Source organism: Taibaiella helva, from assembly GCF_003545695.1.
GTDB classification, from domain to species: Bacteria; Bacteroidota; Bacteroidia; order Chitinophagales; family Chitinophagaceae; genus Taibaiella; species Taibaiella helva.
On record NZ_QUZZ01000002.1, the window covers coordinates 446,533 to 460,788 of the forward strand.

Annotated in this window: 9 protein-coding genes and 2 tRNA genes; 4 read left to right on the forward strand and 7 right to left on the reverse strand. The window is 46.8% G+C overall.

Going from position 1 to position 14,256, the window contains the following annotated elements; genetic code table 11:
* Positions 1–285: 285 nt before the first annotated feature.
* The 3 genes from DZC79_RS21450 to DZC79_RS04695 all read left to right on the forward strand — a co-directional run bounded on the left by DZC79_RS21450 (position 286) and on the right by DZC79_RS04695 (position 5,258).
* Positions 286–1,131, forward strand: a complete 846-nt coding sequence (locus tag DZC79_RS21450) for a Fic family protein (protein WP_198666773.1) — start codon at positions 286–288, stop codon at positions 1,129–1,131.
* A gap of 204 nt (positions 1,132–1,335) precedes the next feature.
* Positions 1,336–4,563, forward strand: coding sequence for a type I restriction endonuclease subunit R (locus DZC79_RS04690; protein ID WP_118950390.1), 3,228 nt, complete (start codon positions 1,336–1,338; stop codon positions 4,561–4,563).
* Entirely contained in the window at positions 4,563–5,258 is a 696-nt protein-coding gene (locus DZC79_RS04695) for a M48 family metallopeptidase (RefSeq protein ID WP_118950391.1), read from the forward strand. Before DZC79_RS04690 ends, DZC79_RS04695 begins: the two co-directional genes overlap by 1 nt.
* On the opposite strand, the gene DZC79_RS04700 is transcribed toward DZC79_RS04695, so the two are convergent.
* The 7 genes from DZC79_RS04700 to DZC79_RS04735 form a co-directional block, all read right to left on the reverse strand.
* Entirely contained in the window at positions 5,255–6,139 is an 885-nt protein-coding gene (locus DZC79_RS04700; RefSeq protein ID WP_118950392.1) for a site-specific integrase, read from the reverse strand. The genes DZC79_RS04695 and DZC79_RS04700 overlap by 4 nt on opposite strands.
* A gap of 794 nt (positions 6,140–6,933) precedes the next feature.
* A tRNA-Pro gene (locus DZC79_RS04710) sits at positions 6,934–7,007 on the reverse strand.
* Positions 7,008–7,049: 42 nt separating this feature from the next.
* Positions 7,050–7,138: transfer RNA gene (locus tag DZC79_RS04715), tRNA-Ser, on the reverse strand.
* A 118-nt stretch (positions 7,139–7,256) separates the two neighbouring features.
* A complete protein-coding gene (gene dnaA, locus DZC79_RS04720) occupies positions 7,257–8,735 on the reverse strand; it encodes a chromosomal replication initiator protein DnaA (RefSeq protein WP_118950394.1) in 1,479 nt (492 codons plus the stop codon).
* A 259-nt stretch (positions 8,736–8,994) separates the two neighbouring features.
* Positions 8,995–9,927 (reverse strand): bifunctional metallophosphatase/5'-nucleotidase, encoded by a 933-nt coding sequence (locus DZC79_RS04725; protein WP_118950395.1) that lies wholly within the window; start codon positions 9,925–9,927, stop codon positions 8,995–8,997.
* Positions 9,917–10,666, reverse strand: coding sequence for a 5'-nucleotidase C-terminal domain-containing protein (locus DZC79_RS04730; RefSeq protein ID WP_118950396.1), 750 nt, complete (start codon positions 10,664–10,666; stop codon positions 9,917–9,919). The genes DZC79_RS04725 and DZC79_RS04730 overlap by 11 nt, the downstream gene beginning before the upstream one ends.
* A gap of 217 nt (positions 10,667–10,883) precedes the next feature.
* Positions 10,884–11,591 carry a hypothetical protein gene (locus DZC79_RS04735; protein ID WP_118950397.1) on the reverse strand — a complete coding sequence of 236 codons (708 nt, stop codon included), beginning with the start codon at positions 11,589–11,591 and terminating at the stop codon, positions 10,884–10,886.
* Positions 11,592–11,980: 389 nt separating this feature from the next.
* Here DZC79_RS04735 and DZC79_RS04740 point away from each other — a divergent pair, with 389 nt between their 5' ends.
* Complete coding sequence (locus tag DZC79_RS04740; RefSeq protein ID WP_118950398.1) at positions 11,981–14,032, forward strand: M13 family metallopeptidase; 2,052 nt, start codon at positions 11,981–11,983, stop codon at positions 14,030–14,032.
* The last annotated feature ends 224 nt before the right edge of the window (positions 14,033–14,256 follow it).

Genomic DNA, 14,256 nt, shown 5'->3' on the forward strand with positions numbered 1-14,256 from the left:
CCTTCGGCATTTCACTTTACAAGACAAACAGAAAAATCACCCTGTAGGGTGATCTTGCCTGCTTGGGATGCACCGTACCTTGCATTTAGTTTCGAACTACACATTCTTGTCTGAAAGCACAGGGGAAGGAAAAGAAAGAATGGTGGTATGAGCAGGTGGCCTGCCTGCCGGAAACAGGCGATGCTGGCGATTACCGGTATTCCTTTTAAAAAACAGCTACCCCGCAGGTCAGGATATTTTTAATCTCTTAATCATAAAATTTTAATCTCTTCAATCATAAAATCTATGAAAGCAACAGCGACAATCCGTATGGCCCTGTGTGGCCTTACCCTTGCGGGGCTCAGCCTGCCTGCTATGGCCCAGATGAAAATAGGGGCCAATCCGTCGCAGATCGTACCGGGCGCCAAGCTCCAGGTCGACGGCAACAACACGACCACCACGCCGGCGAAGCTGCTGGTCGACAGCGCCGGCAAAGTAGGCATCGGTACCGCTGCCCCCGGTACCAGCCTGGATGTGAACGGCGCCATTACCCAACGGGAAACGGCAGTAGCGGTGAGCGGCAATGCCGCCACTATCCCCGACAATACTTCGCAGGTGCAGCTCACCGGCGCAGCCACGGCCGCCATTACCCTTACGGCGCCGGCGGCGCCCAATGCGGGCCAGCGCCTGGTGATCTTCAACAACACCACCGGCGGTTTCCCGGCCGTGCTCAACGGCACGCAGGTAGCCATGGGGCGGGCCACCGAATTTATCTACAGCAACAGCGCCTGGCAGGCTACCGGTAGCGCCGGCGCTGCGGCGACCGGTAATGGTATTGAACAGACTTCTTTGCAAACCATTAAGATCATTGAAGGAATTAAAAACCTGATGCTAAAGCATAAGAAGAAAATAAGAGAGCATACTAAGTTCTACAGCCAAGACTTAATCAATAATCTGTTTAATCACCCATATACCAAAATTGATTTCGTTATAACCGATTTGGAGGTAAGCCGCCTGACAGCAGCCAAGTATTTGGATGAGCTCGATCAGATTGGAATAGTACAAAAAGTTAAGTTGGGAAGGGATAATTATTACATCAATACCGATTTGTATAACCTTTTATCGAACGTGAATCAAATTAAACATGTATAGAAAAAGGCATTTCCCTATACATGTTTCTGAGACATATATAGGTGTATTTTTTCGAGTAGATAATCTACAAAATTGAAAAAAGCGAAGTATTACTGAAACCAAGGATTCATGTAAAGAAAAAGATAAAAACTTCCTATGAGCGCTACAACATGTATAGAAAATATCACTTTCCTATACATGATATAAAAATGAAAAGAAAAACTAATGGACACTCCTAGTTTTAAAGAAGATCATATTAGCCAGATCCCGGCATTACAAATGCTAATCAAATTGGGCTATGTGTACCTGAACCCGGCGGAAGCCGAAAGGCTGAGAGGCGGCAAAACTACTCATGTGCTGCTGGAAGACATACTGCGGAAGCAGTTAAAGGAAATCAACAGCATCCGCGTCAGCACTACCAAAACCGGCATTTTTACAGATGAAAATATCGAGCGTGGCATTTTGGCATTGAAGCACCTGCCCATGAACGAAGGCTATATGGCTGCCAGCGAAAAAGCGTATAACCTGCTCACCCTAGGTCAGGCACTGGAGCAAAATATAGATGGTGATAAAAAGAGCTTTACGCTGCAGTATATCGATTGGAAAAACATGGAGAACAATGTATTCCATGTAACGGAAGAATTCAGCGTAATGCGCAGCGCCAGCAAAGAGCATTACCGCCCCGATTTGGTATTGTTTGTAAATGGTATTCCCCTGTGTATTATCGAGTGTAAAAGGCCGGACAGGAAAGAACCTTTGAAACAGGCCATAAGCCAGCAATTGAGAAGCCAGCAGGAAGAGGGTATCCGGCACCTGTATGTTTACGCACAATTATTGCTTTGTTTAAGCTGCAACGATGCCTTATACGCCACCAACGCTACAAAAGAAAAATTCTGGGCAAAATGGCAGGAAAAACCCGAGAACTATGAAGCAGAACTGCACTACAGATCGGTATTGCAGGAACTTAAAAACCGGAAACTTTCTAGTGCCGCAAAAGAACAGTTATTCTCCGACCGCTTCAAATACGTTCGTGAATATTTTGATGCACTGGAACAGGAAGAAATACTGCCCACGGTGCAGGACGAATATTTGTTCGGGTTGTGCCGGCCCGAACGATTGATGGACCTTATTTTCAATTTTGTTTTGTTTGACAACGGAGAAAAGAAAGTGGCTCGTTACCAGCAATATTTCGCCATTAAAAAATCGATGCGGCAAATAAAGCAAATGGAGCATGGCAGGAGAAAAGGAGGCGTGATCTGGCATACACAAGGAAGCGGAAAATCATTGACGATGGTCATGCTGGCACAGGCAATAGCCATGGAGCCAAGCATCCGCAATCCCAAAATTGTGCTGGTCACCGACCGCACCGATCTCGACCAGCAGATTACCGGTACCTTTCGCAAATGTGGCAAATTGGTAGAAAATGCTGCTACAGGCCGGCGCTTGGTGGAACTGCTGGAGAGCAAAAGCGATGCTGTAGTAACCACCATCATTAATAAATTTGTGGCAGCCGTAAAGAAGATCGCCAAGCCTTTGGAAAGCCCCGACATCTTTGTATTGGTGGACGAAGGCCACCGGACGCAACACGGTATTTTTAATATCGACATGCAAAAGACCTTGCCCAATGCCTGCTTTATAGCGATGACCGGCACCCCCCTGTTCAAAAAAGACAAAAGCACCGCAGCGAAATTTGGTGGTATCATCGACGCCTATACCGTTGACCAGGCCGTGAGCGACAAAGCAGTTGTGCCTTTACTGTATGAAGGTCGGTTGGCGTTGCAGGAAGTAATTGCCAGCCCGATAGATACCTTTTTCGGAATGGTTTCAGAACCACTGACAGAATACCAGAAAGCTGATATTAAAAAGAAATTTGCCCGTTATGACCATTTGAATTCGGCCGAACAAAAAATGCGGATGATTGCCTGGGATATCAGCTATCATTTTCGCGACAACTGGCAAGGCAGAACTCCTTTCAAAGCCCAGTTGGTTTGCGATAAGAAAATAAATGCCATTAAATACAAGGAGTACCTGGACGAGATCGGCATTGTAAGCAGCGAGGTATTGATATCTCCTATTGATGAGCGTGAAGGGGAAGACAGCGCCTATGCCACATCGCCTGAAAAAGTAAACCAGTTCTGGAAACGGATGATGGAGGAACATGGCAATTCCAGGAACTATGAGAAGAACCTCATCAGCCGCTTCAAAAATCAAAAGGATCCCGAGATCATTATTGTTGTGGATAAGCTGCTTACGGGATTTGACGAGCCCAAAAACACCGTTTTATACCTGACCAGGAACCTGCAGGGCCATAAGCTCCTACAAGCCATTGCAAGAGTAAACCGGGTATATCCTGATAAAGAATTCGGCTATATTATAGACTATTACGGGGTGATCGAAAACCTGGATGATGCTTTGCAAATGTATTCCTCCTTTGAAGATTTTGATGAAGAAGATCTTGCCGGAGCGCTCACCAACATTGCCGACGAAATCAAAAAACTGCCACAAAAGCACGCGGAGCTCTGGGATATTTTCAAAACCATTACCAATAAGCGGGATGCCGAAGCTTACCAGCAGTTATTGAAAGACGAGGCCCTGCGCGTTTTGTTTTACGATAAACTGGCCGCCTTTGCCAGGAGCCTGAAGCTGGCGCTATCATCTATCCAGTTTCATAAAGACACAGAAGAGAAAACAATTAACCGCTATAAAGAAGATGTAGCGATGTTCCTGAAGCTGCGGCTGGCCGTAATGGAAAGATACAGCGATGTAATAGACTATAAACAGTATGAAGGACAAATTCAAAAACTGATCGACACACATATCACTACGGAGCGCATCGAAACCATTACCGAACTGGTGAACATCTTTGAAAAGGATAAATTTCAGCAGGAAGTAGAGAATACTATCGGGAAAGCCGCCAAGGCGGATAAGATAGCCAGCCGCACGGCGAAGCATATTACAGAAAAGATGGAGGAAGACCCAGCATTCTACAAAAAGTTTTCCCAGATGCTGAGAGAAGCCATTGCCGACTATGAGGCGAAAAGGATCAGCGAAGCACAATACCTGACCAGGGTACAGCACATCATGAACAATGTATTGACGCATACGGATAACGACATCCCGGAGCAGTTAAAGAACAGGGATATCGCGAAAGCTTTTTATGGTCTGACCGCAGAAGCCCTATCCGGGAAAATACAAGATAACCAGGTTCGTAAGCAGGTGGCTACCCAAACAGCTTTACAAATTGACGAGCTGATACAACAATCTGTTTTAGATAATGGCAAGCCCATTATCGACTGGCAATTCAAAACAAATATCACGGGTAAATTGCTCATCGAAATTGGAGATTATCTGATTGATGAAGTGAGAGACAAATACAATGTGGATTTATCTTTCAGAGAAATGGACAAAATTGCGGATGATTGTATTGAAGTAGCTAAAATTCGTTACAGGTAATGACAGAGGCAATACAATTTGGAAGCAGAACCATTAACTTCCGTCTGGAATATTCAGACAGGAAATCCCTTGGCATTACCGTAACTCCAGAGATGGAGGTTTTGGTCAAAGCGCCTGTAGCCACCTCAGTTGAAAAAGTAAAGGAAAAGATTAAAAAGAAAGCGCCCTGGATTATTAAACAGCAGAGCTTCTTTCTTTCTTTCCTACCAAAGACCCCAAAACGGAAATATATAAGCGGAGAAACATACCTTTACCTTGGCCGGCAATACAGATTGCTGGTACAAATTCGGGAACACGAATCGGTTAAGTTACGGGGTAAATTTATTGAAGTAACCGCAAAAGAAAAGTCAAGAGCAAAAAGCCTTTTGCAAGATTGGTATTTGCAGCATGCCACATCAAAATTTCATACAATTGCCGCCCCCATTATCGACAAGTTCAGGAAATACAAAGTTGCACCCGGTTCTATTGTATTGCGTAACATGCCGACACGCTGGGGCAGTTGTACACCCCAAGGCAAGATCATTTTAAATCCTGAATTGATTAAAGCGCCTAAAGGTTGCATTGAATACGTGATCATCCATGAACTTTGTCATTTAATTCATCACGATCATACGCAGAAATTTATAGACTTACAAACCAAGGAAATGAAAGACTGGGAAAGGTGGAAAATGAAATTGGAGAAATTATTAGCTTAAATTAAATAGTTATCAAGCTTTTTCTGAACCCGTTTCATATGTTGTGCAACGGATGCAGCATGAATCTTTATGTAGATCATAGTGCTCTCTATTCGCTCGTGTCCCATCATCTCTTTGATGGACGTTATGGGTACTCCGTTTAATAACGCAATTGTTGTCGCGAATGTATGTCGCGCCATGTAGAAATTGAGTGAAATGCCCAACTCACAGATCTCACTGATGACTTTAAGGTTGGCATTTAAATCTTTATTGGAAACTACAGGGAAGGCTGTATTTCGAAAAGTATCTCCTTTCTTTAATTCATATTTTTTTAATAAATCTAGCGCTGGCTTTAGTAATGGCACTTTTGCTTTTATATCGCTTTTTAACCTGGTGTATTCGAGCCAAGCTATTTTATCTGTTCCCGTATATATTTGGGTCGGTCGTAAAAGCTGCATGTCGGCGGGTGCCATGCCGGTATAGCAACAGAAAACAAATAGATCTCTTACCAGCGAGACCATGGGCTGGTGTAATTTTTTTAGCTCTATAGCCCTTAATTGGTCCCACCTTAAGTATTTGCTTTCATAGCGTTTCTTTTGGATTTTATAAGAAAGGAAAACATCGCGGTCTATGTAGCGCATTTCATGCGCCCAGGTCATTATTTTTTTAATCCGCTCTAGATGCTTCATACAGCCATTATTCGTACAAGGATCATTAGGGCGTATTGGAGTGGTTAGAATAAATGTTTTCAGTTCATCAATAAAGGCATAGGTCAATCGCTTTAAAGGAATATCACCCGCAATGTATTTAACTTGACAGAAGGCCGCAGTATATTTCCGTGTAGCTGCATAGTTTTTTATGCTTCCGGAGGCAAGTTCGCTTTTATATTTTCGGATAGCCATATCCAAAGTTGCAGCATGGTTTTGTCTTGTTCTCCACGCCCTGAGTAAGTTTTCTTTATTGCATCAGCACTAAGTTCATAACCTTTCATCTGCGCTTCAAAGTAGATGGAGTATAGCTTCGCTCTTACTGAATCTAGGAAAAGTGAAAGTTGGATTAAGTCATCTCTAATCTGCTTTGGGCCCTTTGCCCAAATCCCACTCATCTCGTTTTATGCTGCCGGGAATACTTATCTCTCTAGGCCTCGTATCATCAACCTTGATACAACAGAATATTTTGTAGTCTTTTCTTTTACTCTTGGCTTGTCTGATGTAGAAGGCAATATTGCATACGGAATGGCTTTTCATGGCTAATATTTTTAAGATGAAAAGGTGAAAATGGGTTCAATTTGAAGCATCATGACCTACTTTTAAAGACAGGTCAAATAGCTTCAAATAAGTGGAAATCTTATGATTTCAATGTGAATTTATAATACGCTTTTGGGAAATGACGGTCAGATTGGGCAGGTTGATAATCAATTATTTAATGAAACTCGAATCCTGATAGGATTCGAACTAGCCGTTGTAAAGAATTGCATACGTGAAGTTTAGATTGGAGAGGAAATCTTAACTCACGGAAAGACTTACAAAATGCTGCTAATTTGGGAACTGTAGCCTGAGAGTGGGGGTGGTTAAGACATTAGAACTGAGTTATTTATCTACTCAGTAGATAGCTCAGTAAATGTAGTTCGTCGGGGTAAAAAAGTGGCTAAAAATTCAATATAAAAGCCTGCAAGTCAATAACTTGCAGGCTTAAGTCGGGAAGACAGGATTCGAACCTGCGACCCCCTGGTCCCAAACCAGGTGCGCTACCGGCCTGCGCTACTTCCCGTACCGGTTAATCAGCTGAAAATAAATTTGAGGAAATTTTCAGCGGTGAGGGGGGGATTCGAACCCCCGGTACAGTTTGACCCGTACGGCAGTTTAGCAAACTACTGATTTCAGCCACTCATCCACCTCACCGTTAATCTTAAAGAACTGGTTCCTTCGTTAAAGGAGTGCAAAGGTAACGTCTGAAATTTGAATCGCGAAATTATTTCCCGAAATTTTTCATAATTATTTTTTCGCCATCGTTTTGCGCTTACATCGCGGCCAGCTGCACTTTCTGCTGGATTTCCAGCAGCTTTTCGCGATAAGCCTGGTCGGTCTCCATCAGGTTTTCTACCGTCTGGCAGGAGTGGATCACCGTGGTATGGTCTTTGCCGGTAAAGTGCTCCCCGATAGTCTTTAAAGAGCTGCGGGTAAATTTCTTGGCAAAGTACATCGTGATCTGGCGGGCCTGCACGATCTCCCGCTTGCGGGTCTTCGTCAGCAAGTCGTTATAAGGGACATTATAGAAGTTGCAGACCATTTTCTGGATATCGTCGATGCTCAGCTCTTTGAAAGAAGCCTTCACAAAGTTCTTCAGCACGCGCTTGGCCAGCTCGAGGTCAATCTCTTTCTTGTTCAGGGTGGCCTGTGCAAATAGCGAGATCACGGTGCCTTCAAGGTCGCGCACATTATTCTGCACGTTGTAAGCTACATATTGTACCACCTCTTCGGGTATCTCCAGGCCTTCGTTGCGCATCTTCATCTCCAGGATAGCCTTACGGGTATCGTAGTCGGGCGCTTGTATCTCGGCGTGCAGGCCCCAGCGGAAGCGGCTCAGCAGGCGTTCGGGCATGCCGTCCAGGTCTTTGGGCGGTGTGTCGCTGCTCAGCACGATCTGCTTGCCGTTCTGGTGCAGGTGGTTGAAGATGTTGAAAAACACATCCTGTGTCTTGGTCGCGCTCACCAGCAGGTGAATATCATCGAGCAGCAGCACATCGATCAGCTGGTAGAAGTGGATGAAGTCGTTTACTTCCTGGTTCTTGGAGTGATCGATGAATTGGTTGATGAACTTTTCTGTACTCACATACAGCACCGATTTGTTGGGGTGCTGCCTGCGGATCTCGTTGCCGATGGCCTGCATCAGGTGCGTCTTACCGCAGCCGGTGCTGCCGAAGATCATGAGCGGGTTAAACGCTGTAGCGCCGGGCTTCTGGGCGATATGCACACCGGCAGTGCGCGCCAGGCGGTTGCATTCGCCTTCGATATAATTTTCAAAAGTAAGATTAGGGTTCAGCTGCGGATCGATCTGTACCCGCTTCATGCCCGGTATCACAAATGGGTTCTTGATCTTCTGCGGATCTTCCATTACGTAATCCAGGTTCACAAAGTTATTCTCCTTGGATGCCTTGGGGTGTGCGCTTCCGGGCAGCTGCATGGTAGCAGGCTGCTGGCGTTGCTGCGCCGTGGCCTCCATCTGAATCCGGTATTCCAGCCTTCCTTCCCTTCCGAGTATCCGTTTTATCGTTTTGCCCAGCAGCTCTACATAGTGCTCTTCCAGCCATTCGTAAAAGAACTGGCTGGGCACTTGTATTGTAAGAATGTTGTTGGTGAGGGCAACAGCTTTGATGGGTTCAAACCAGGTTTGAAAAGCACGCCAGTTGACGTTGTCTTTAATGATACCAAGACATTTGTCCCATGCCGCTACTGCGTCAAGATTAGAAGTAGAGTTGTTGGATTGGGATGGAGTCATTTAGTTAACCAAGTATATTTTTTCCTGTTTTCAAATGTAATTTTTTTTCTACAGTCGACAAGGCACTCTTTCGATTATTTTCAATAATCAAAAATCAATCCGTTTCTTAAATCTTTTTCTTAATGAATTCTCAAAAAAATCAAGTAATACAGGAGCTTCTTTTTGCGTGCTCGTAGCGAGTGCAGCGGTCCGAAAACCAGGTCCCTTTTTCTTTAGCGGGACGACGAAATTCTCAACATTTTGTTGAAAAAAAAAATTCTCAACCTATTGTTTGTTTCCCTAGAATTACAGTTTGGGCATTGGCGAGTTTGGTATTTTTTTTGCTGTCAAATGTGAAGTCTAGTTTGCCCAGGCGAATACCTGCCCATCCCACCTGGTTGACGATAACATCGCGGCCAGCTTTGTTTTTGATCAGGGTCGGCTGATCGAGAAAAGTATGTGTATGGCCTCCTATAATGAGGTCGATATGCTCTGTTTCGCGGGCAATAACACAGTCGCTTACCTTGTTCCCGGTATATTGGTAGCCGAGGTGCGACAGGCAGATCACCATATCGCAGCCTTTTTTCTTTTTCAGCTTTTCGCTTAGCGCCAGCGCAACGGGTAAAGGATCCCCGTACCTGGTTTTTCCATAGGCTTCTTTAGGCACCAATCCCCATAGCTGTATACCCAACCCGAACACGCCGATCTTAAGGCCTGCCTTTTTAAAGATCTTATACGGTTGCGTCTTTCCTTCCAGCTCAGTATGGTCAAATGTATAATTGGCCACCAGCACCGGGAAAGTGGCATGCGGCAGCTGCCGTGCAAAGCCTTCCACGCCGGCATCGAAATCGTGATTGCCCATGGTGCAGGCATCGTAGCCCATCATCGACATCGCTTTGATCTCCGGCTCTCCCTTATACAAGTTGAAATAAGGCGTGCCCTGGAAAATATCGCCGGCATCGAACAGCAATACGTGCTGCTCTTCTTTCCTGATCTGCTCAATCAACGCAGCACGGGCCGCAATACCACCGAGGCCCTGGTATTTCGAGCCATCCATAGGGAAAGGATCCAGCCTGCTGTGCACATCGTTGGTATGCAGAATGGTGAGCCGCGTGGTTTCGCCCGCGGCAAGAGCATCAAAAGGAAAGCCGCCCGCCAGCAAGAGTCCGCTGCCGAGCGCGGTCTGTCTCAGGAATGATCTTCTACTCTGCATAGCTGATTCTTTTTTCCAGGGAAGCATTCAGCTTAGCGCCTTTGCTGTTGAGTTCAGCGAGGTAGTCGATCAGCATGTCCCTTACAAATATGTTGAAGTATGTTTTCTTGCAGGTGGTGAGGAAGTCGCAATTGTCGCCACCGTTGGCCAGGTAATCGGAAACGGCTGTATGATAGACCAACTGCTCGTTCAGCGGCTCGCCCTGTATGCGTATGTCCACGGCTTTCTTGTCTTTGATCCGGAAGGTGATGCCGGCTACGGGCCAGCCGCCCCAGGCAGCGATATGATCGCAGAACGTCTGCATTACCTTGCCGGGTATTTCCACTATCGTCAGCTTATTGTCAAAAGGCATCATCTCGTATAGCTTGCCTTTGGTTACGGCTCCGGGACTGAGGTAGGGGATACGGATACCGCCGTAATTCAGGATAGATACCTGTGTTGCCGGATCGGAACGCAGGGCCAGGGCCATTTGCGCATCGGCCATAAAATTGCCCATGGTGCATTCGGGCTGGGCCTTGGACAAAGGCACTTCGCTGTAGCCGATCACCACATTCATGGCAGTATCCATGCTTTTGCGGTAGGGGAGCAGCATCTGCTCCATACGAGTGTCCTTGCGCAGCGTGGTATCAATTACGGTATAAGCCGTATGATACTGGCTCACCTGCTTGCGGGAAGCCGAACAGGAAACAAGCAGCAGCAGGGCCAGGCAGGGAGAAAAGCGACGCAGGGCAGGTATCATATCATAGCCGATCAGGAGGCAAAATTAAGCTACTCATCCGGTAAAGTGGTTAATACAACATTAAATTCAAAAAATCCCCGATGGCCCGTCGCGCGTACTTTTTCAGCGCCTGCTATAGAAAAATATCCCCTATAAAAAGGTTCATATGCCTGTGCCAGTTCTGTATGGCTATAAGTCTGCTAATACTGCGATATAGGCCTGTTATTTGTGCCGGTTTTTACCGGAAGTGTTTCAGGAAATAGAGGATCCCGTTTTCATCTTCCAGCACCAGCTCGGTAGCGCTGAGCCGCCATACCTTGATACGGTGCTCTTTTTGCCCCGCATCGGTAACGACCAGATCGGGCGCTTCCGTTTTTTTTATGGTGTACAAAGGGCCGGGACCCTGTCCTCCGGATACTGTGCCCAGCCCGGTAGCTCCTTTATCCACCTTAAGTCCTTTGATCAGTGTGCTGTAGTCAATGCCGGGTAAGGGGCCGTTTTTGCCTTTGCGCTTGTACACTTCCCAATTGCCCTGCAGCAGCGCCGTGTCGATAGCGCTTACCGGTTGTGCCGGCAGATCAATGGCTTCTTTGCCCGCAGCAGCATCTGCCGCTGAAAGATCTTTAGTCTCCCTGGTGAAGATATGGATGAATTCTTCATCTCTCAGCCGTATTTCATCTTTCGTGTGCTTATCGATACCGAAAGTGAGGTAGCCCATATCCAGCAGGTCGTTCTGAATGCTGCCTTTGTACTGGAAAGCGCCTTTGCGCATATTCAGGCTTTCTTTGGTGATATCGGAGAGGCGGAGTGTGTCCGTATAGGTTACGGGTTTTTGTTTCAGGTCCAGCCTTTTTGTTTCTTTCCAGCGGTTGGAAGCCGTATTCTGGGCATGCAGGGAAGGCAGCACGGTAAGGGACAGGAGGCAAAAGATAAGTACGGGGTTCATAGCTTGCAAAGTTTACAGACTAAACAGGACATTGCAAAAATTGTTCCAAAAAAGACCGGCAAGCCGCTTGGAATGCCCGGCGCTTGAAGGATGACCGGATAGCACTAAGCAGGTTTTGCTCCTACGGAGCAAGAAATGGTGTGCCGGTTTTGTCTACAAACGTGTTGTCCCTACGGGACAAGATCGACAAGCCGGTCGGGACGCGCAGCGGCCTGAACGGCGGCTTGACAAGACACGGCTCTATGCCCCTGACTGTTTGTGAGCAAAGCACAGAACGGCAGCGACACTTCACAAAAAACCTCCCTTCATCCGGGGGAGTAAATAGATGGAAGGTAAATTTTATCTTTGGCGGGCATAATCGTATCCCTTCAAACGTAAAATTTGTTTTAATGATCAAACAAGTTCTGTCCGTAGTTTGTGGTTCTGCAGTATTGCTTACTGCGGCCTGCAATAGCCATAACGAACAAGCCGATGTCAATAAGAAGACCGGCGATATCCTGAAAGCCAACCTGGATACAACCGTAAATCCTGCAAACGATTTCTTCGACTATGCCAATGGCGGCTGGATCAAAAAGAATCCTATTCCCGATGAGCAGAAAAGCTGGGGTATCGCCTACCTGGTGCAAGAGGACCTGTACAACCGGCTGAAGACGATCAATGAGCAGGCGGTATCCAAAGCAGACAATGCGATCGCTAAGAAGATCGCCGCCTTCTGGAAGAGCGGTATGGATTCGGCGGGTATCGGCAAGCAAGGGATGACCGCGATACAGCCTGAGCTGCAGCTGATCGACCAGATCAAGACCAAAGAGGACGTATTGGCTATGGTTGCAAGGCTGAACAAAATGGGCATAGGGGCTATGTTCGGCAACTATGTAGCGCAGGATGATATGAACAGCGAAAAGATGGCCTTCCTGCTGGTGCAGGGTGGCCTGGGGCTGCCCAACCGCGACTACTATTTTAATGCGGACGAGCGCACTAAGAAAATAAGGGAAGCTTATCCCGGCCATATCGAGCGCATGTTCAACCTGGCGGCGCTGGCGCCCATTACCGAAACGAAAGCGAAAAGCGAAGGTATTGTAAGGCTGGAAACACGCCTGGCTAAAGCCAGCCGTAAGCTGGAAGACCTGCGCGACCCTTATAAGAACTACAACAAATTTGCTGTAGCCGATCTGAAGAAGCTGACACCGGATATCGATTGGCAAAAGTGGTTGCCTATGATCGATGTCAACAAGCTGGATACCGTCATCGTAGGACAACCGGAATTCTTCAAAGAGATGAATGCTGCTTTAATGTCTGAAAGCATCGATGTATGGAAAGACTACCTGAAATGGAACCTGCTCAACGACCTTGCACCTTACCTCAGCGCAGAGATCGAACAAGCTAACTTCTCTTTTTATGGCCAGCTGCTCAGCGGCGCCAAGAAGCAAAAGCCCCGTTGGAAGCGTGTGCTGGATGAAGAAGAAAGGGCGATCGGCGAAGCCCTGGGACAGCTGTTTGTGAAAGAATATTTTAATGAGAAGGCCAAGAAGCGCTACAACGATATGGTGGAAGACATACGGGACGCGCTGAAAGAACGCATTAAAAAGCTGGACTGGATGAGCGAGGCGACTAAGGAAAAAGCCCTGGTGAAGCTGGCTAAGATGAAAAAGAAAGTAGGCTATCCTGATAAGTGGAAAGATTTCTCTGCTATGGATATCAAAGACCAGCCCTATGTACGCAACGTGATCGCCGCCCGCCAATGGTGGCACCAGTACGATATCAACAAGCTGGGCAAGCCTGTAAACCGCGATGAGTGGGATATGACGCCGCAAACCTACAATGCTTACTACAATCCTTCCAACAACGAGATCGTGTTGCCTGCCGGTATCTTTACCGTACCGGGCAAACGTGACGAAGAGCTGGACGATGCCCTGGTATATGGCTACGCCGCAGCTTCGACCATAGGGCATGAGATCACGCACGGCTTCGACGACCAGGGCCGCCAGTACGATGAATACGGCAACCTGAAAAGCTGGTGGACCAAAGAAGATGAAGCGAAGTTCAACGCCCGGGCGGCAGTAATGGTGAAACAATTCAATGCTTATATACCTGTCGACAGCCAGCACATCAACGGCAGCGCTACCCTGGGTGAGAATATCGCCGACCTCGGCGGGGTGCTCCTGGGCTGGGATGCTTTTACCAAAAAAGAACAGTACAAGAAAGGTGCGCTGATCGCCGGTCTCAATCCCGGCCAGCGTTTCTTCCTCGGTTATTCCCTGGGCTGGCTGTACAATATCCGCAAGGAATCCATGGCGCAGCAATTGCTGACGGATGTACACTCGCCTGCGAAATACAGGGTCAACGGTCCCTTCTCGGATGTGGACGCTTTTTACAAAGTCTTCAACGTAAAGCCGGGCGACGGTATGTATATTGCCGAGAACCTGAGGGTAAGGATCTGGTAATAAAAGAAACGTAAAATATGAGGGCGAATCGCCCCGAAGCAGCGGGAAAGCACACAGCTTTCCCGCTTTTTTTTGCTGACGCTACGCTGACAATAGATACATATGTTCCTTTTTGTCTAAATAAACCGAACTGGACATTAGCTGGCTGGGACGCTGTTAACGGAAGGATTAACATTTACATAATCCAGGCTTAGCATTAAGAAAATACTACGCATCTAGTTTCG